Source organism: Paenalcaligenes sp. Me131 (assembly GCF_050487225.1).
In the GTDB taxonomy this organism is placed as follows: Bacteria; Pseudomonadota; Gammaproteobacteria; order Burkholderiales; family Burkholderiaceae_B; genus Paenalcaligenes.
In genome coordinates this window covers 1,421,491-1,439,656 of sequence record NZ_JBKQGY010000001.1, presented here as the reverse complement: position 1 = coordinate 1,439,656, position 18,166 = coordinate 1,421,491, and the positions used below count along the sequence as shown (strand labels likewise).

The 18,166-nt window shown below is 48.5% G+C and carries 15 protein-coding genes and 4 tRNA genes; 15 read left to right on the top strand and 4 right to left on the bottom strand.

Annotated features, from left to right (window positions below; translation table 11 throughout):
* The first annotated feature begins 184 nt into the window (after positions 1-184).
* Positions 185-814: a LysE family translocator gene (locus ACLPHM_RS07050; protein ID WP_430220522.1), complete on the top strand. Its 630-nt coding sequence runs from the start codon at positions 185-187 to the stop codon at positions 812-814.
* Positions 815-834: 20 nt separating this feature from the next.
* Here the strand turns inward: ACLPHM_RS07050 and ACLPHM_RS07045 are convergent, their stop codons facing one another.
* Together ACLPHM_RS07045 and ACLPHM_RS07040 are read right to left on the bottom strand one after the other, a co-directional pair.
* Positions 835-1,935 carry a phosphoethanolamine transferase gene (locus tag ACLPHM_RS07045; RefSeq protein ID WP_430220521.1) on the bottom strand — a complete coding sequence of 367 codons (1,101 nt, stop codon included), beginning with the start codon at positions 1,933-1,935 and terminating at the stop codon, positions 835-837.
* A 783-nt stretch (positions 1,936-2,718) separates the two neighbouring features.
* Positions 2,719-2,808: transfer RNA gene (locus ACLPHM_RS07040), tRNA-Ser, on the bottom strand.
* Positions 2,809-3,087: 279 nt separating this feature from the next.
* On the opposite strand from ACLPHM_RS07040, the gene ACLPHM_RS07035 reads away from it, so the two are divergent.
* Together ACLPHM_RS07035 and yaaA are read left to right on the top strand one after the other, a co-directional pair.
* Complete coding sequence (locus ACLPHM_RS07035) at positions 3,088-3,870, top strand: 3-hydroxybutyrate dehydrogenase (RefSeq protein ID WP_430220520.1); 783 nt, start codon at positions 3,088-3,090, stop codon at positions 3,868-3,870.
* A 19-nt stretch (positions 3,871-3,889) separates the two neighbouring features.
* Positions 3,890-4,669: a peroxide stress protein YaaA gene (gene yaaA, locus ACLPHM_RS07030; RefSeq protein ID WP_430220519.1), complete on the top strand. Its 780-nt coding sequence runs from the start codon at positions 3,890-3,892 to the stop codon at positions 4,667-4,669.
* A gap of 34 nt (positions 4,670-4,703) precedes the next feature.
* Here the strand turns inward: yaaA and ACLPHM_RS07025 are convergent, their stop codons facing one another.
* Entirely contained in the window at positions 4,704-6,968 is a 2,265-nt protein-coding gene (locus tag ACLPHM_RS07025; protein ID WP_430220518.1) for an FUSC family protein, read from the bottom strand.
* Between the two features lie 421 nt (positions 6,969-7,389).
* Between ACLPHM_RS07025 and ilvB the strand changes: the two genes are divergently transcribed.
* The 4 genes from ilvB to pssA all read left to right on the top strand — a co-directional run bounded on the left by ilvB (position 7,390) and on the right by pssA (position 11,598).
* Positions 7,390-9,126 carry a biosynthetic-type acetolactate synthase large subunit gene (gene ilvB, locus ACLPHM_RS07020; RefSeq protein WP_430220517.1) on the top strand — a complete coding sequence of 579 codons (1,737 nt, stop codon included), beginning with the start codon at positions 7,390-7,392 and terminating at the stop codon, positions 9,124-9,126.
* Complete coding sequence (gene ilvN, locus ACLPHM_RS07015) at positions 9,123-9,614, top strand: acetolactate synthase small subunit (RefSeq protein ID WP_430220516.1); 492 nt, start codon at positions 9,123-9,125, stop codon at positions 9,612-9,614. The genes ilvB and ilvN overlap by 4 nt, the downstream gene beginning before the upstream one ends.
* 50 nt (positions 9,615-9,664) lie before the next feature.
* Positions 9,665-10,681, top strand: coding sequence for a ketol-acid reductoisomerase (ilvC, locus tag ACLPHM_RS07010; protein WP_430220515.1), 1,017 nt, complete (start codon positions 9,665-9,667; stop codon positions 10,679-10,681).
* Positions 10,682-10,833: 152 nt separating this feature from the next.
* Positions 10,834-11,598, top strand: a complete 765-nt coding sequence (gene pssA, locus ACLPHM_RS07005; RefSeq protein WP_135861469.1) for a CDP-diacylglycerol--serine O-phosphatidyltransferase — start codon at positions 10,834-10,836, stop codon at positions 11,596-11,598.
* Here the strand turns inward: pssA and ACLPHM_RS07000 are convergent.
* Entirely contained in the window at positions 11,595-12,104 is a 510-nt protein-coding gene (locus ACLPHM_RS07000) for a hypothetical protein (RefSeq protein WP_430220514.1), read from the bottom strand. The two genes, pssA and ACLPHM_RS07000, sit on opposite strands and share 4 nt — an antisense overlap.
* A gap of 174 nt (positions 12,105-12,278) precedes the next feature.
* Between ACLPHM_RS07000 and rpsO the strand changes: the two genes are divergently transcribed.
* The 8 genes from rpsO (at position 12,279) to ACLPHM_RS06960 (ending at position 17,885) form a co-directional block, all read left to right on the top strand.
* On the top strand, positions 12,279-12,545 hold the full coding sequence (rpsO, locus tag ACLPHM_RS06995) for a 30S ribosomal protein S15 (RefSeq protein WP_135861467.1): 267 nt from the start codon (positions 12,279-12,281) through the stop codon (positions 12,543-12,545).
* 92 nt (positions 12,546-12,637) lie between these two features.
* A complete protein-coding gene (gene pnp / locus ACLPHM_RS06990; RefSeq protein ID WP_430220513.1) occupies positions 12,638-14,797 on the top strand; it encodes a polyribonucleotide nucleotidyltransferase in 2,160 nt (719 codons plus the stop codon).
* A 224-nt stretch (positions 14,798-15,021) separates the two neighbouring features.
* A tRNA-Ser gene (locus ACLPHM_RS06985) sits at positions 15,022-15,111 on the top strand.
* A gap of 13 nt (positions 15,112-15,124) precedes the next feature.
* Positions 15,125-15,211: transfer RNA gene (locus ACLPHM_RS06980), tRNA-Leu, on the top strand.
* Positions 15,212-15,309: 98 nt separating this feature from the next.
* Positions 15,310-16,284, top strand: a complete 975-nt coding sequence (locus tag ACLPHM_RS06975; protein ID WP_430220512.1) for an NAD(P)H-quinone oxidoreductase — start codon at positions 15,310-15,312, stop codon at positions 16,282-16,284.
* A gap of 136 nt (positions 16,285-16,420) precedes the next feature.
* Positions 16,421-17,164 (top strand): triose-phosphate isomerase, encoded by a 744-nt coding sequence (gene tpiA, locus ACLPHM_RS06970; RefSeq protein ID WP_430220511.1) that lies wholly within the window; start codon positions 16,421-16,423, stop codon positions 17,162-17,164.
* A 16-nt stretch (positions 17,165-17,180) separates the two neighbouring features.
* Positions 17,181-17,669, top strand: coding sequence for a preprotein translocase subunit SecG (gene secG, locus ACLPHM_RS06965; protein ID WP_430220510.1), 489 nt, complete (start codon positions 17,181-17,183; stop codon positions 17,667-17,669).
* 131 nt (positions 17,670-17,800) lie between these two features.
* A tRNA-Leu gene (locus ACLPHM_RS06960) sits at positions 17,801-17,885 on the top strand.
* The last annotated feature ends 281 nt before the right edge of the window (positions 17,886-18,166 follow it).

Here is an 18,166-nt window from a genome sequence, read left to right as displayed (position 1 = left end):
AGCTTCTGTGTCATTTTACACGCATTGATTCTGACTGTAGCGATAGAGTAAGGAGTTTTTAACCCTGTTTATAGGGCTCCCATGTCATGGCGTAGTTGCTGATGGACAGGTAGGTGGAACAGGTCTTACAGTGATGCCTGCACCTTCTCATCCTATTTTGAGATGGATTTTCAAGGATAGTTTTATGCCACTTTCCGTAGATCAGTTCTGGGCGTTTCTGCTAACGGCTTTGGCGGTGACAGCATCTCCCGGCCCCGATAATTTGATGGTATTGGGTGTGGGTATGTCTAAAGGGCGACGTTACGGGATGATGTTTGGTTTAGGCTGTGCGCTGGGCTGTATTAGCCATACAGTATTAGCGGTACTAGGGGTGAGCGCGTTAATCATGGCATCGCCTACAGCATTTACGATATTAAAGATTGCTGGGGGCTTGTACTTGCTGTGGTTAGGTATACAAGCGTTGCGTAGCAGCGGGCAGGTGCGTGCTGTAGCGGCTGATGTGCAGCCATCGATGCGAGAGTTGTTTCTTAAAGGTTTGGTGGCAAATGCGATCAACCCTAAAGTGATTATGTTCTTTTTGGCGTTCTTGCCGCAGTTTGTACAACCGCAGCAAGCTAGCGTCAGCCTGCAAATGGCCGCGTTAGGCTTACTCTTTACGTTGCAAGCCGTGTTGCTGTTTGTGGCGCTAGGTTTTTTTGCAGGTAGCGTAGGGCAATGGTTAAATCGACGCCCACGCGCCGGTATATGGTTAGATAGGCTGGCTGGTGGTGTGTTTGTGGCGTTGGGGTTGCGTTTGTTGATTGCGAAACCATAGCCTGCCTATCTAGGGTGAGTTTATTTATCCCGTATATCGATAGCGGGGTCCGGCGCGCGCGATGGCGTGGTCAGCCTGTTTTGCAAACCGTAGTTATCCGGGTCGTCTCTACAATCAAACAAACTATAGCTAGACGATAAGTGACTATTTTCTATTCCCATCCAGTTGGCGAGTCCGTTCACAAAATTCAATCCTGATTTAAAGGCGCTGCATTCGCGTCTTTCGTGATCACTGGATGAGGTCACAAATAATGGAATCTCATAGTCTTCTCTATTACCTATACCGCTGACCAATAGAATCCCGCTGTCCTTTTTGCGCTCCTCATGAGATAAGCCATGGTCAGAGAAGTAGAGCATGGAATACGTAGCATGGTGAATGGAGTACTCGGTTTCCATGAGGTTGTTGATAGATTGCAAAATGTCATCGGTTTTGTGCATGGATGAGATATAGCAATTGATGTGCTCATACCTGCTGCTTTCAGTGGTGGTAATCTTTCTGTAATCGCTAATGCGCTCGCAGGCTTTAGGGTGTGAGCCGTAGAGGTGCACCACAATCAGTTTTTTCTCGTTTGGGTTTTGCGTGACGACCTTGGCCACCTCGGCGAGTAAGTCAAAGTCACTGGTGGGTTTTTGCACCATGCCAGAGTACTTGGTGAAGAACTTAGAATCGCTGCGTTTAGCAATGGCTGAAATAGGCGTGTCAAACTCACCAATGTAAGGCTGGTTAGAAATCCAATAGGTTTTGATGCCAGCCGACTTAGCTAGGTCAATAATATTAAGCCCGTAATTGGGTTCCCAGTGGTCGGTGTCTGGGTGGGTGAGCATCAGACGCAATGAGCTGACGGTATTCGGGCCACCAGCAGTTAAACCATTAACCAGCGTGCCATTAGCATTGCTCATGAATGGGGTGTTGCTGATGGGGTAGCCGTAGGCGTGAAGGTAGTCGCGCCTAGCGCTTTCGCCTATGACCAGAATGTAGTTATCAAACGCTGAGTCTTTTAGTACAGACTCTGGCCATGCATTTTCTAGACTGAAGTTGCTTAGCTCTGATAGCTCGCTTTTTACCTTTGCCGATGACTCCACTATGGAGCTAATAAACTGCAAAGGTGTTTGCCGCAGCATGGCAAAAATAATAATGATGCACAGTAGCGTCTTATTTTTATAGAAATCTATGCAAAATTTAGTGGTTAAAAATCTAAAGAGTAAGATTCCTCCAATAATAAGTGGAGGATACAGAAAGTTCTTCAGAGGAATCTGACTAAAAAACTCTGAGGTTTCTATAAGGTCAGTAGAAAATATGGAGGCAGCGTATTGATAGGAAACAGGCCCAAAGATTAAGCCTATAGGGGCATAGAGGGCATGTATCAACGCTACAGGAAACACCAAGAACCAGAAAGATTTCTTTGATGAGTTCAAGATGACGATCAAGGACATCAACAAAAAGACACTTCTTCCTTTAGTATCTAAACCAGCGCCTGATAGCATCAATCTAGAAGTGAAAAATAATAAAACTAATGCAATAACGGAGAATAATAGTTTTGTATAAGATATTTTAGGTAATAGGGGCATTATTTTTATTGACTACATATAGTATTTGCCAGGCCTATGGTTTTATATGGCCCACTCTGATTTCTCTGATTAATAATTGTAATAGTAGTGTCATAAAACGTGCAGTATTCGCGAGAAGGCGCGATGAATACTGCTGTTTTTTTGCAGTAGTACACAAGAAAGTAGAGTGCGCGCGGATAGACTGGCGCCACAGCGCCTAAGGATGAGTGCTAGGCACAGTTATTGAGGGTTGTAGGTGGGGAGGCAGTGGTCAGCGCTCAAGAGACAAGCACAATAAAAAACACCCCAAAACTGACATTCATCAATTTTGGGGTGTTTTTTATTACTGCTATGTCTTGGCGGGCAGGGTGAGATTCGAACTCACGATACGTTTGCACGTATACCGAATTTCGAGTCCGGCGCATTCGACCACTCTGCCACCTGCCCGCTGGTATCCTAAGACAAGAAACGAATTCTAGCAGGATTTTACGCATTTGGCTACTTGTGCGAAGCTGACTTATTGAGATGGTAGAGGCTGCAGCATCTCAGCATGGGAATAGGGCGTAAGCAGTAGGTAGATGGCATATCTTGAGAGCGATTTGATAGCGAGCATCGCGATAGGCCACTTAATGTGGACGTATTCTTGTGAGCGCAAAACAGAGAGGCGAGATTTGTGTGTAGAATTCTGGGATATGTATAGGATTTTGAACGCTTAAAGGAGCACGTATGTTAAGTGGAAAAACGGCTGTGGTGACAGGGTCAACCAGTGGCATTGGGTTGGCTATAGCGCAAGGGCTGGCGGCACAAGGGGCCAACATAGTGCTGAATGGGTTTGGTGATAAGGCGGCCATTGAAAAGCTGCGCATCAACATAGAATTGCAAAGCGATGTGAAAGCCATTTACTTGCCTGCAGATTTGAGTACAGCCGAGGGCGCACGTGCGCTGATCAATGAGGCGCAGGCGCAAATGGGCAGTGTTGATATCTTGGTGAATAATGCCGGCATTCAACACACCGATGCAGTAGAAGAGTTTCCTGTAGAGCGCTGGGATGCCATTATTGGTTTGAACTTGTCCGCTGTCTTTCATACCAGTGCTGCGGCGTTGCCAGCAATGCAGGCCAAGGGCTGGGGGCGTATTATTAACATCGCTTCTGCGCATGGTTTAGTGGCCTCGGTACACAAATCCGCCTACGTGGCTGCTAAGCATGGTGTGGTTGGTTTAAGCAAAGTTATCGCGCTGGAAAATGCGGGTAAAGGGATTACGTGTAATGCCATTTGTCCAGGCTGGGTGCGTACTCCATTGGTGGAAAAACAGATTGAAGCGTTGGCGAAAGCGAATCAAACCGATATCGAAACGGCAGCTAAGGAATTGTTGGCTGAGAAACAGCCATCCTTGCAGTTTGTGACACCTGAACAATTGGCGGGTGCAGCTGTGTTTTTGTGTACGGACTCTGCCGATCAAATGACCGGTACTACACTGACCTTAGACGGTGGTTGGACAGCCCGTTAAGTTTTTGTGAGAGATATTTATGTTGTTTGTACTTTCTCCAGCAAAAAAGCTGGACTATGACTCACCCGTTCGTACCACGTTGCACACACAACCTATGTTTGTGCCACAAGCCAAAGAACTGATTGAGATCATGCGTGGCAAAAGCGAGGAAGAAATCGCGAGCTTGATGAGCATTAGCAAAGATTTAGCTCACTTAAATGCCGAACGCTATGCGCAGTGGGAGCCTACCTTTACATTGCAAAATGCCAGACAAGCGATTTTGGCGTTCAATGGCGATGTGTATGAAGGTTTGCGTGCTGAGGAGCTTTCTGACAAACAGTTGGAATGGGCACAACAGCACTTGCTGCTACTTAGTGGGTTGTATGGTGCATTGCGCCCACTAGACCTAATGCAGCCTTACCGATTGGAAATGGGTACGCGTTTACAGAACCCACAAGGCGCCAATTTGTATGCATTCTGGGGTGACACCATTGGCCGTTATTTGGCAAAGCAGGCCGCAGACGGTTCTGGCGATAAGGTATTGGTGAACTTGGCTTCAGAGGAATACTTTAAAGCGGTAGATCTTAAAGCCGCTGGTTTGCCTGTAGTGCAGTGTGTATTCCAAGACCAAAAAAATGGTGCGTGGAAAATCATCAGTTTTTATGCCAAAAAAGCCCGCGGTTTGATGATGCGTTATGCCATTGATAAGGGTGTGAATACTGTAGAGGGTCTTAAAGGATTCAATACAGCAGGTTATGAGTATCAGCCAGAGTTGTCATCAGACACTAAGTTGGTGTTCAGACGCCCGGAACAAGCCTAATAATTACCCCGTCATTCGCAAGGCGTACTTGGGATTATGATGCGGTGAGTAAGGGTTGGGTATGCTCTGCCATGTCCAACCCTTTCATGTCTTGCTGTATCAGTTGTGAAGCTTTGATCATTTGGCGTAACGGGTACGCTAGCATTGCCAACTCACCTTCTGTTTCCAGTGTGGGGCTGGTGTTTTCTACCGTCTGATCATGCAAAATACCCTGAATGGCGGTAATGGCTTCGTCTATGCCAGGTGGAATGCTTTCCAGTGTGGCCAGCAGTGGAATGCAGGCACTAATTTGCGATGCCAGTACATGGTTCTGAATCAGCAGGTTATTGAATAGCGCAACATTCCATTGGCGACTGGCTGGTTCATCCATCATGCGATAAAAGCCAGACGCAAAGTTATCAAATGAAATATAGACCTGACGCTTAGCCAGTTGCCATTGGGTATCGGCCTCGGCCAGTTGCGCACCCAGTGCGGCATCTACAGGTTCGCTATCCGGGTTGCTGGCCTGTAGTTGTACGGCTTGTTGGTATTGGCGATTCAGTTCGGCGTATTGCAATCCAGTAGTCAGGTAGTGTCGGTTAGCTTGCAGTGACTCGCGAGCGAAACTGCTCATGGAGCTGGCTTCCCACTTAGGCAGTACATAACTACATAGCAGTGCAATAGCACACCCAATCAGCGTGTCTATAAAGCGTTCACTAATGACAAAGGTGCTACTGGCGTATAAGAACTGAAATGAGATCAACGCCGAGATGGTCAAAAAGGCTGCTGATAACAAGTAGTGCAACTGCACCAAGCTCTTACCCATGACATAAGCGAGCAGCAAAGCAATAAAGTAGAACTCTTTATTGTCGGTGACACTGAACAGAATAAAGGTTAGTAAGCACCCTAGGGCTGTGCCGCCTAGACGCCAGGTGTTGCGTTGTTTGGTCTGAGCAAACCCGGGTTTAAGAATGACTAGAATCGTTAGGATGATCCAGTTACTTTGGTTGGCTAGGGAATTTAGCGACTCGGTGGAGTGAGTAAACTGTGCAGCTAATGCGGGTACAGCTAGAGCCAAAATAGAGGCTACGGTCACACGAATGGCGTAGCGGAAGCTAGATGAGCTTAACCGTAGGTTGCTGCGTAGTAAGCCAATATGAATCTCCTCGCGCGACAAAAATCGGCTCAGAGATTTATCTAAATACTGATCCAGAGGGATATCAGTACCCGTACGTTTGGTGTTGGCCGCCATATGGTCAATGGTTTGCTTGGCTACACGCAGTCTACGCAGCACTTGCAGCAACAACCCATAGAGTTCGGGGTCTTGTTGTTGCATGCCCTTTTGTTTGTAGCGCTCTAGTTCGTATTCCATGGCGCGTATTTCCGCTTTAACGCTAATGCGTTGCACGGTTTTTTTGCGGCGGGATACATTCAGCGCAATACGGACCACCTCGGCAGACTGCTTTTGTAGCGCATCATGAGCGAACTCCATGAAATCGCTTTCCCCTAGTCGGCGTCGTAAGGTGTGGTAGTCGGTATGGGTGGCCACCAAGGTATCAAGTAACGACACCATGTTGGTGTACAACACCAGTAATGTGGTGCGGTATTGGTCGCCACGGCTTTTTAGGCCTTTGGGTAGCTCACGCAGCACCATGTCGCGAGCGGACTGCTGAAGCTCTGCCATGCTGGACTGCGCTTTGATGAGATCGCGATAGGTTGCATCCAGATCTGAGTTCACATCATAGAACTTGGAGCGTGCCAGCATGTATTTGGCTGTGGCGTGCAAGGCCATAGACAAGGTACGGCGTTCTTCACCCAGCCATAACAAATGCCTAAAAAGCAAACTAAAGGCAAAGTAAAACAGGCCGCCAGTAAAGGAAAATAAGGTGTGCAGTAGTACGGTATCGCCAGAGGTGGGTTCGCGCAGGCTGAGGGTCATCAGCAACAGGCTGGCAAAGCCAATCAAGCCACCGCGAGGACCATACACATTGAGCATGGAAAAGAAAAAGCACAGCAGGGGGACTAGTATCCACGTGCCCCATAGCGACCCAGCAGCAAAGGTGGTTAAGGCAACGGTAATGGTACCCAGAGCAATGCCGCCCAGCATTTCGTTAGTGCGATAGCGTTTGGGGCCGCCGGGTTGGTCAATGACCGCCACACATAGCGCTCCCATGGAGGCAATAATCCCCATGCCATACAACTGGAAACCACCACCCAGCACAATAACAGGCAACAAAATGCCCGCAGCTTGCCGTAGGCCGCCTAACAAGTAGTGGCTGTAAAGAAAGCGCTGTAACTGAGGAAAGAAAGTGGTGCTCATGTTGTGGTTCTACGTACAGAGTCACCAGTATAAGATGCCCAACCCATACTGTGGGTGAAGATAATTTGCGCTTTACCAACAATTGCAGTTGATTGCCATTTGGCAACAGGGTAAAGTACCTGATGCCTTAGCTCATCCGCTGGGGCAGTAGGGCTCTTTGCACGGGTCATCAACCCGTTTTTTTGCGCCTTTTTATTTGTTGCTGGCCGCGCCACAAGCGTGTGATGCCAGGACTTCCATTTCATGCTATCGCGTTTGTACGCAAGTGCTACTTTCCGAAAGAGTGCAGGTCAAGCAGTAGTGTGTCTGGGTGGCGTGGTCCCGTGGGTCATAAAGCGCCAGATCATGTTGCTGTATTTGGCTGAGACTCCGGCTTAAGTGCCAGTCGGGGAGTTAGTGCAAGACTGAAAGGAATTTCATAATGGAACTCAATGGCGCAGATATAGTCGTGCGCACGCTGGCTGACGAGGGCGTAGAACACGTTTTCGGCTATCCGGGTGGTGCCGTACTATACATCTACGATGCAATTTTCAAGCAGGACAAATTCCGCCACGTTTTGGTGCGTCACGAGCAAGCTGCTGTGCACGCGGCGGATGCTTATTCACGCTCCTCCAACAAGGTTGGTGTAGCGCTGGTTACTAGCGGCCCAGGTCTGACCAATGCTGTAACAGGTATTGCGACAGCCTATATGGACTCCATCCCTATGGTGGTGATCAGTGGTCAAGTTGGTTCCCAGTCTATAGGCGAAGATGCTTTTCAAGAATGTGATGCTATTGGTATTACGCGCCCTTGCGTTAAGCACAACTTTTTGGTGCGTGACGTAAAAGAGCTGGCTGATACTATTCGCAAAGCTTTCTATATCGCGACTACAGGCCGTCCAGGTCCTGTGTTGGTCGATATCCCCAAAGATATTACTGCCGCAATGGCTCGCTACACGCCTAAGCGTGGCGAGGTCAAAATGCGTTCCTATATGCCTGTTTCTAAAGGGCATCAGGGGCAGATCAAAAAAGCGGTGCAAATGCTGGCAGCAGCTGAGCGTCCCATGATTTACGTGGGCGGCGGCGCTATCTTGGATAATGCATCCGAAGAAGTTAAACAATTAGTCGAGCTTTGTGGTGCACCTTGTACTACCACGCTGATGGCACTGGGTGCTTACCCAGGTAATAGCGATCAGTACGTAGGTATGCCAGGTATGCACGGTACGTATGAAGCAAACATGGCTATGCAGCACAGTGATGTGTTGATTGCTGTGGGTGCGCGTTTCGATGATCGCGTTATTGCGAATCCTCGTCACTTCATGCAAGTACCTCGCAAAATTGTTCACATTGATATTGATCCTTCCTCCATTTCCAAACGTGTGAAAGTGGATGTGCCTATCGTGGGCAGCGTTAAGGAAGTTCTGAAAGAGTTCAACGAGCAGTATGCACAAGTTCGTTCCTCATCCACTAAGAGCAAAACAGCTCTGGAACAATGGTGGAAGCAGATCAACATTTGGCGCGAGAAAAAATGCCTAGTCTACAAGCCTTCTGACGAGGTTATTAAGCCTCAGTCAGTGGTAGAAGCTCTGTGGGAAGTAACAGGTGGCGACGCCTTCGTGACTTCTGATGTGGGCCAACACCAAATGTGGGCAGCACAATACTACCGTTTCAATAAACCACGTCGCTGGTTGAACTCTGGTGGCTTGGGGACGATGGGTGTAGGCCTGCCTTACGCTATGGGCGTACAGATGGCTAACCCCGATGCAGATGTAGCGGTGATTACGGGTGAAGCATCTATTCAGATGAACATCCAAGAATTGTCCACATGTCTGCAATATCGTATGACACCTAAGTTGCTGTGTTTGAACAACCGCAGTCTGGGTATGGTGCGTCAGTGGCAGGAAATCGATTACGGCTCCCGTTATTCGGAATCCTACATGGATGCGTTGCCTGACTTCGTGAAATTGGTTGAAAGCTACGGCCACGTTGGTATGCGTATTGATAAACCTGCGGATGTGAAACCTGCCATTCAAGAGGCGTTCACTAAACATAAAAACCGCTTGGTATTCATGGACTTCATCACCGATAAAACAGAAAACGTCTGGCCAATGGTTAAGGCGGGTAAAGGTTTAACGGAAATGTTGTTGTGTGCAGAAGATTTGAAAGGAGAGGAATTATGAAACACGTGATTTCCATCCTGATTGAGAACGAACCCGGTGCATTGTCGCGTGTGGTTGGTCTGTTTTCTGCGCGTGGCTACAACATTGAAACCTTGACTGTGGCACCTACGGAAGATGCAACGTTGTCTAGGATGACGATTGTGACCATAGGTCCCGATGAGGTGATTGAGCAAATTACCAAACACCTGAATCGCCTCGTTGATGTGGTGAAGGTGGTGGATCTTTCCGAAGGCCCACACGTTGAGCGTGAACTTATGCTCATCAAAGTGCGTGCGGTAGGTAAAGAGCGCGAAGAAATCAAACGTATGGCTGACATTTTCCGTGGCAGCATCATTGATGTGACTGACAAAACCTACACGATTGAACTGACTGGAGTGCAGGAGAAAATCTCTGCCTTCATCAATGCATTGGATCGCAGTTCCATTTTGGAAACAGTACGAACCGGTGTGTCAGGTATCAGCCGTGGTGAACGGGTTTTGAAGGTTTAACTTTATTAAATTAAAACGCCACAAGGCGACAAAAATTTGGAGCAGATTCCATGAAAGTTTTTTACGACAAAGATTGTGACCTTTCCTTGATCAAGGGTCGTACAGTTACCATTATCGGTTACGGTTCACAAGGCCACGCTCACGCACTGAACCTGCATGAGTCCGGCGTGAATGTGGTTGTTGGTTTGCGTAAAGGCGGTGCTTCTTGGAGCAAAGCTGAAGGCGCTGGCCTGAAAGTGATGGAAGTGGCTGAAGCCGTTAAAATTGCTGACGTAGTAATGATCTTGTTGCCTGACGAGAACATCGCTGAAGTGTACCGTACACAAGTTGCTGAAAACATTCGTCCAGGCGCAGCACTGGCATTTGCTCACGGCTTTAACGTTCACTACGGCCAAGTTGTGCCACGTGATGATATCGACGTGATCATGGTTGCTCCTAAAGCTCCAGGCCACACAGTACGTGGTACATACCGTCAAGGTGGTGGTGTTCCTCACCTGATCGCTGTATACCAAGATAAAACTGGTGCAGCACGTGATGTAGCTCTGTCCTACGCTAGCGCAAACGGTGGTGGTCGTGCCGGTATCATCGAAACAAACTTCCGTGAAGAAACAGAAACTGACTTGTTCGGTGAGCAAGCTGTTCTGTGTGGTGGTGCTGTTGAACTGATCAAAGCTGGTTTCGATACATTGGTTGAAGCTGGTTACGCGCCAGAAATGGCTTACTTCGAGTGCTTGCACGAACTGAAGTTGATCGTTGACCTGATCTACGAAGGCGGTATCGCCAACATGAACTACTCCATCTCCAACAACGCGGAGTACGGTGAGTACGAAACAGGTCCTAAGATCATTACTGATGAAACACGTAAAGCAATGCGTGAAGTTCTGGCCGACATCCAAAACGGTGTTTACGCTAAAAACTTCATCTTGGAGCACACTGCTGGTGCCCCAACATTGACATCGCGTCGTCGTATCAACGCTGAATCTCAGATTGAGCGTGTGGGCGAACAACTGCGTGCAATGATGCCTTGGATTGCAGCCAACAAATTGGTTGATAAATCTAAAAACTAAGCATGTGGCGTGATTAACGCCATAAGGCTGGCCTAGGGATCTCCCTGTGCCAGCCTTTTTGTTTTTTGTAATTGCCCATAAGCTGCTAATATCTCATTCTTACCCAGCTGCTTTTAAGCGGTTTCTTTGGTTTCTTACCTTCAGCTTGAATTATGCCCGGTCGCAATACAGACGAATTACGTCGTCGCAGTATTTACCTTTTACCTAACGCGTTTACTACCGCGAACTTATTCGCCGGTTTTTATGCCGTCGTGCAGGCCATGAATGGGCGGTTTGAAGTGGCTGCTATAGCCATATTCTTGGCAATGGTATTTGATGGTATGGATGGGCGAGTAGCGCGCCTGACCAATACGCAGTCCGCTTTTGGTGAGCAGTATGACTCCATGGCTGACTTAACTTCTTTTGGTGTGGCGCCTGCATTGGTGATGTATGTATGGGCGCTGCAAGATCTAGGTCGGTGGGGGTGGTTAGCGGCATTTGTGTTTGTCGCGGGCGCGGCATTGCGCTTAGCGCGTTTCAACACCAATATCGCTGTTGTGGATAAACGCTTTTTTCAAGGCTTGCCTAGTCCTGCAGCAGCTGCGCTGATAGCGGGTTTTGTGTGGCTGTCGGTGGATAATAAATTGCCGATTTCTACGCACGTATTGCAGTGGAGTGCCTTTGTTCTCACAATTTACGCTGGCGTTGCTATGGTCTCCAATGCACCTTTCTACAGTGGCAAAACCTTTGCGTTGAGCAAAAGTGTGCCATTTTGGGGGATGTTGTTGCTAGTGTTGTTGTTCGTGTTTGTGTCTTCCGATCCACCGGTGGTGCTGTTTGGCTTGTTTGTGCTGTACGGCCTGTCGGGTTGGGTGGTGATGGCGTGGCGCTGGCATCGTGCGCGTAGGTTGATTGAGCAGCGCCGCGAGGATGCTTAATCCATACCGCGAAATATACCGTCGTTAATGTCGCGAGGATCAGGGCCAGGGTGGTGGTGAACCAACTGGCCCTTGTCGTTGAAGTACATATACATGAGTGAGTTAAACGCGCCGCCTTGCTTGTAACGATATGACCACGTGCGATAGGTCACGCCTTTCCATCGGGCAAACTCATCCACTGCGGGTGGGCCATACCAGCAGGCAATCATGGCAGCGGTCCAGTCGTGTTGGTCTAGCAGTCTAAAGCCTTCATCAGAGAGCATTTGCTGTATGGATAAAATAATGTTTTGTTCATCCACCTCGGCTGTCCACGCGTAGTAACCCATAGGCTGGGTAGACCAGTTCACCAGTTCAGGTTTGATGTTATTGCAGCGTTGTGTGGGTGTGCCGTATTCGTTAATGGCTGTATCTAACGCGGTGCCTGGTGGTACGTTGCTTAGACTGGTGCAGCCTGCCATCAATAGGCTGACAAAAGTAATGCAGGGTAGGGCGGTAAAGCGTGGCATTTTTCGTACTTCCTGTGGTGGCAGTGCCTAATTACGGGATTGCGTCATTGAAGAATCTTACGTGCTTAGGCATTTTGCTATATAATTCCAGATTGTTTTGCGTAAGCAAAGTGTTTTTGCTGATGACACGATAGGGCTCCTCGGTTCTATCGCAAGTTATTTGAGGATAATGTTATGACAGTAGTAGTTAAAAAAACCGAAATCGTTTCGGAATACCAACGTAAAGCCGGTGATACTGGTTCTCCAGAAGTTCAAGTAGCGCTGCTTTCGGCACGTATTGCTCATTTGACAGAGCACTTCAAAACCCACGTTAAAGATCACCACTCACGTCGTGGTCTGCTGCGCATGGTTAGCCGTCGCCGTAAACTGTTGGATTACTTGAAAGATCGTAAGCCTGACGCTTACCGTGCGTTGATCGAAAGACTCGGTCTGCGTAAGTAATATGCCGGGGCATGCCCCGCACGAAATAACCGTGCTTGCTGCAAGAAACCTCTTGCGGTACGCACGGTTTTTTATTGTAAGGAACGTAGTGAATGTTCAATAAAGTCACAAAAAAATTCCAGTACGGCGCACATGAAGTTGTGTTGGAAACGGGTGAAATTGCACGGCAGGCATCAGGTGCCGTGCTTGTTTCTGTTGAAGATACCGTTATTTTGGCAACCGTTGTAGGTGCTAAAAAAGCTAAAGCCGGTCAGGATTTCTTTCCTTTGACCGTGGATTACGTAGAGAAAACCTACGCTGCTGGACGTATTCCAGGTGGTTTCTTTAAGCGTGAAGGTAAGCCATCAGAGCGTGAGACATTGACTTCACGTCTGATCGACCGTCCGCTGCGTCCGTTGTTCCCTGAAGGGTTTTACAACGAAGTTCAAATCATCATTCACGCGCTGTCCGTTAATCCTGAGATTGACCCAGTTATCCCTGCGTTGATCGGTGCATCAGCAGCGTTGGCTATTTCTGGTATTCCATTCAATGGCCCTGCTGGTGCAGCGCGTGTGGGTTATGTAGATGGTCAGTACGTACTGAACCCAACTACAGCGCAAACAGAGCAATCCAAGTTGGACTTGGTTGTGGCTGGTACAGAGGCTGCTGTGTTGATGGTTGAGTCTGATGCTCAGCAATTGTCTGAAGACGTGATGTTGGGTGCGATTGCCTTTGGTCACGAGCAAATGCAAAACGTGATCAATGCTATTCATGAGTTGGTTGAAGATGCCGGCAAACCTGAGTGGGATTGGCAGCCAGAGCCAGCTAACGAAGCATTGATCAGCGCTGTGCGCGCTGTTGCTTTTGATCAGTTGAAAGAGGCCTACCAAATCCGTGAAAAACAAGCGCGTACATTGCGTTTGAAAGAGATCAGCCAATCTGTGAAAGATTCCTTGGCTGCTTCTGCGGAAGAAAAAGGCGAAGCTGCTCCTGATTCAGTGGGTGTTGAAAACATTCTGTTTGATTTCGAGAGCCAGATTGTTCGTAGTCAAATTCTGAGTGGCGAGCCGCGTATTGATGGTCGCGATACACGTACTGTTCGTCCTATTTCTATCCGTACTGGCGTATTGCCACGTGCTCACGGTAGCGTGTTGTTCACTCGTGGTGAAACGCAAGCCTTGGTTGTAGCCACACTGGGTACACGCCAAGACGAGCAGATCATTGATTCCGTCATGGGTGAGTACCGTGATCGTTTCATGCTGCACTACAACTTCCCTCCGTTTGCTACAGGCGAAACAGGCCGTTTTGGTGCGCCTAAGCGTCGTGAGATCGGTCATGGCCGTTTGGCTAAACGCGCTTTGGCTCACATGCTGCCTCCAGCGGAAGACTTCCAATACTCGTTGCGTATTGTGTCTGAAGTGACTGAGTCCAACGGTTCGTCCTCTATGGCGACAGTGTGTGGTGGCTCATTGGCAATGATGGATGCGGGTGTGCCTATGACTGATCACGTTGCTGGTGTGGCAATGGGTCTGATCAAGGATGGTGGTAAGTTTGCTGTGTTGACCGATATCTTGGGTGATGAAGATCACCTGGGCGATATGGACTTCAAAGTAGCGGGTACAGAGCACGGTATTACTGCATTGCAGATGGATATCAAGATTCAAGGTATCACTACTGAAATCATGAGTGTTGCATTGGCTCAGGCTCGCGAAGGCCGCATGCACATCTTGGGTCTGATGAAAACATCCTTGGAAGGTGCACGTACAGAATTGTCCGCATTTGCTCCACGTATGTTGACAGTAAAAATCAATCCAGAAAAAATCCGTGATGTGATTGGTAAAGGTGGCGCGACTATCCGTACGCTGACCGAAGAAACTGGTACGCAGATCGACATCGGTGACGATGGCACGATCACAATTTCTAGTGCTGACCTAGAGAAAGCACAAGAAGCTGAACGTCGTATCAAAGAAATCACAGCAGAAGTGGAAGTGGGTCAAGAGTACGAAGGCCCAGTGCTGCGTATTCTGGATTTCGGTGCGATTGTGCAAGTGTTGCCAGGTAAAGATGGCTTGCTGCACATCTCTGAGATCGCTAACTACCGCATCGCCAACGTGAATGATGTGCTGAAAGTTGGTCAAGTGGTGAAATTCAAAGTGATAGAAGCTGATGACAAAGGTCGTCTGCGTTTGTCTATCAAAGCTTTGGGTGGTATTGAAGCTCAAGGTGGTGAGGCTGCGCCTGCAACACCAGAAGCTGATACGGCTGCTGAGTAAGTCTTTGTGTGCTAGCGCAAGCTAGCCACATAAAGCAAAAATCCCGGATTGGGCATTCGTGCTCACCGGGATTTTTTTATGTAGACGGCAGATTCGTGATTGGCTGAGTAATAAGAGGGTATTTTGCGGCTTTCTGCGTATACAAACAGTTAAATTTACGGTATAGTTTTCTTCTTTGCTGTTTTGAGCCAATCTTATTGGTGCAATATCAGTAAATCAAACTTGGAAGCGTGCCAGAGTGGTTGAATGGACTGGTCTTGAAAACCAGCGATGGGGTAACTCATCCGTGAGTTCGAATCTCACCGCTTCCGCCAAAAAGTTTGTGTGGCATCCATGGCGGAATAGGTAGACGCAAGAGACTTAAAATCTCTCGATCAAACGATCGTCCCGGTTCGATTCCGGGTGGATGCACCAACATCTCTTATGCCTTAGGGCTCCTCTATTATCCTTTTGATTCTGTTCGAGTCATAATAGACCTCTCTGTAGATCTATGTATAAGGGTAGTGAATATCATGAAAGCTATAGAAATCTCCCAACCAGGTGGTCCTGAGGTATTGCGCTGGGTTGATAGGCCTATGCCGGAAGCTGCAGCGGGGCAGTTGTTGTTGCGTGTGATCGCGGCTGGCGTGAATAGGCCGGATGTGATGCAACGCAAAGGTATGTATCCTGCGCCTGCGGGGGCTTCTGATATACCGGGCCTGGAGGTTTCTGGTGAAATAGTGGGTGGCGATGTAGAAGCTAGTGGGTATGCGCTAGGTGATTGCGTGTGTGCACTACTGTCAGGTGGCGGCTACGCGCAATACTGCGTCGTGGATGCCCAGCATTGTTTGCCTATTCCTAAAGGTATAGATCCTGTTCATGCTGCTGGTATACCCGAAACGGCGTTTACGGTATGGAGCAATATCTTTAATCGTGGTGCTTTGGCTGATGGTGAGTCCCTGCTTGTGCATGGTGGTGCAAGCGGGATTGGGGTCATGGCCATACAACTGGCGGTCGCTAAAGGGCATCGTGTCTTTGCTACGGCGGGCAGTGATGAGCGTGTGGCGATTATTAATGCATTAGGTGCCACGGGCATTAATTACAAAACACAGGTGTTTGAAGAGGTTGTTCGCGAGGCGACAAATAATCGCGGTGTGGATGTGATTTTGGATATGGTGGCGGGCGACTATATCAATAGAGATATACGTTGCTTGGCAGATGATGGTCGTATTGTGGTGATCGCCTTGCAAGGCGCGCCTAAAGGCGAGGTTAATTTTGCACAAATGATGTTGCGTAGATTAACGCTTACCGGCTCAACACTGCGTGCTCGAGATCAGCACTTTAAAGCTGATTTGGCTAGGCAGGTGCGTGAGCAGGTGTGGCCATTACTGGAGCGCGGTGCTGTTAACGTTAAGGTGCATGCTGTGTTTGATATGGCCGATGCCGCACAGGCGCATGCCATGATGGATGCTGGTGAGCAGGTTGGGAAAATCATCCTACGCGCATAAAGAATGGTGTTATGAAGAGCTAGTCAATATGACGATGCGAAAAGCGCACAATTTTTAAGCGTAAATCTGGGCAACACGCTACAATTATCGGTTGTTTTATTTGTGATGGCCTTTGGCCTTCAGGTACTAGAGGTCAATGACAACTACAACTCGCTCTCCTCTTATTATTGGTAACTGGAAAATGAATGCGTCGCTGGGTGGCAGCATGGTGCTGTTGCAGGCGTTGGCGCATTACCGGCCAAGCCAAGCCTGTGAGCTGGCTGTCTGTGTGCCGTTCCCGTATTTGGCTCAAGCGCAAGAGGTTCTTGCGGGTTCTGTGGTCTCATGGGGTGCACAAGACGTTAGTGATCAGCAACAAGGTGCTTATACTGGCGAAGTGTCAGCGGCTATGCTGCAAGACTTTGCCTGTAAGTGGGTGCTGGTCGGGCATTCTGAACGTCGGCAGCGTCATGCGGAGTCTGATCAGCTGGTGGCTGATAAAGCAGTGCAGGCTCTATCGTGTGGTATTACGCCTGTTTTTTGTGTGGGTGAAAGTGATACTGAGCACGAGGCTGGCGAGGCGCATAATGTAGTCTTGCGACAATTGCAGCCTTTGCTAGATTTGGGTGCGGATGTCGTGAAGCGAGTAGTTGTAGCATATGAGCCCGTTTGGGCCATAGGTACAGGTAAAAGTGCAACGCCAGAGCAAGCTCAGGCTGTGCATGCGTTTATACGCGAGTGCTTGCGTAATAGCGGTGCTGAAGAGGTGCGTGTGTTGTATGGCGGTAGCGTCAATGCAGCAAATGCCCAGAGTTTGTTCGCCATGCCTGACATAGATGGGGCATTGGTGGGTGGTGCGGCACTTAAGGCCGAAGAATTTTTAGCGATAGCGGCGATATAAGCCACGGAGTGATCACATGGAATGGATTCAACCAGTCTTGCAGGCAGTGCAGGTATTGTCTTCACTGACTATTATTGGTTTGGTGTTGTTGCAACAAGGTAAAGGGGCGGACATGGGTTCGTCTTTTGGTAGTGGTTCAGCTGGCAGTGTATTTGGTGCTGCGGGTGCTGCTAACTTCTTGTCGCGCACGACCAAGTATGCGGCTATTGTGTTTTTTGTTTCTACTGCGGGTTTGGCATGGGTGGTTTACAAGCCATCTGCGAAGGCCGAAATCGAATCGGGTGTGATGCAGGGCTTTGAGTCCATCATTCCAGGTATGTCGACCCCAGCACCAACTACACCTGCTGCGCCAGATGTCAGCGTGCCAGTGATTCCAGCAACGCCAACTCCGGCAGCAAGTGTGCCGCAAGCTGTTGAGCCTGAGGCTGAAAGCAAAGTAGAAGAGGCTCCAGTGGTTGAGTCTGCTGAATCTACAGAAGAAGTAAAAGAGCCTGCGGCAGAATAATCTGTTGTATTGCTCTATATAAAAGGCCGATCAATGATCGGCCTTTTTGTTTGTGGGGCAATAGATGCACTTATATAGCAAAAGTGCTTGTGCCCGTGGGGGATCGTGCTAGAATAACGATCTTTCTAGATGTCGATGTGGTGGAATTGGTAGACACGCTATCTTGAGGGGGTAGTGGCGCAAGCTGTGCGAGTTCGAGTCTCGCCATCGACACCAAAAAAACATTGAAGCCGGGTTAGCCCGGCTTTTTTGCGCCCATTTTTTGTTGCCGCAGCCGCAAGGGGTGGCTGCTAGGTCTGCTGTAGGGTGAGTTCTGTGCTGATTTCCTCAGTGCAGGCGTGAAAGAGATGGTGATCTTTTTTATGTTCCACTCATTGATAAATCAATTACTTACGGCAGGATGTTAGATATTTGCTTTAAATTTATTTGAAGGTAAAAGGGATTCTTGTTGGTCTGGTGTAAACCTGGTTTTGTTGTAGTAAAGTGACGTTTTTGTC

Coding starts and splice junctions, on each gene's coding strand:
- secG (WP_430220510.1), top strand. CDS start 17,181: ATGGAATGGATTCAACCAGTCTTGCAGGCAGTGCAGGTATTGTCTTCA.
- yaaA (WP_430220519.1), top strand. CDS start 3,890: ATGTTGTTTGTACTTTCTCCAGCAAAAAAGCTGGACTATGACTCACCC.
- ACLPHM_RS07025 (WP_430220518.1), bottom strand. CDS start 6,968: ATGAGCACCACTTTCTTTCCTCAGTTACAGCGCTTTCTTTACAGCCAC.
- ACLPHM_RS06975 (WP_430220512.1), top strand. CDS start 15,310: ATGAAAGCTATAGAAATCTCCCAACCAGGTGGTCCTGAGGTATTGCGC.
- rpsO (WP_135861467.1), top strand. CDS start 12,279: ATGACAGTAGTAGTTAAAAAAACCGAAATCGTTTCGGAATACCAACGT.
- pssA (WP_135861469.1), top strand. CDS start 10,834: ATGCCCGGTCGCAATACAGACGAATTACGTCGTCGCAGTATTTACCTT.
- ACLPHM_RS07045 (WP_430220521.1), bottom strand. CDS start 1,935: ATGCTGCGGCAAACACCTTTGCAGTTTATTAGCTCCATAGTGGAGTCA.
- ACLPHM_RS07000 (WP_430220514.1), bottom strand. CDS start 12,104: ATGCCACGCTTTACCGCCCTACCCTGCATTACTTTTGTCAGCCTATTG.
- ilvB (WP_430220517.1), top strand. CDS start 7,390: ATGGAACTCAATGGCGCAGATATAGTCGTGCGCACGCTGGCTGACGAG.
- ilvN (WP_430220516.1), top strand. CDS start 9,123: ATGAAACACGTGATTTCCATCCTGATTGAGAACGAACCCGGTGCATTG.
- tpiA (WP_430220511.1), top strand. CDS start 16,421: ATGACAACTACAACTCGCTCTCCTCTTATTATTGGTAACTGGAAAATG.
- ACLPHM_RS07035 (WP_430220520.1), top strand. CDS start 3,088: ATGTTAAGTGGAAAAACGGCTGTGGTGACAGGGTCAACCAGTGGCATT.
- ilvC (WP_430220515.1), top strand. CDS start 9,665: ATGAAAGTTTTTTACGACAAAGATTGTGACCTTTCCTTGATCAAGGGT.
- pnp (WP_430220513.1), top strand. CDS start 12,638: ATGTTCAATAAAGTCACAAAAAAATTCCAGTACGGCGCACATGAAGTT.
- ACLPHM_RS07050 (WP_430220522.1), top strand. CDS start 185: ATGCCACTTTCCGTAGATCAGTTCTGGGCGTTTCTGCTAACGGCTTTG.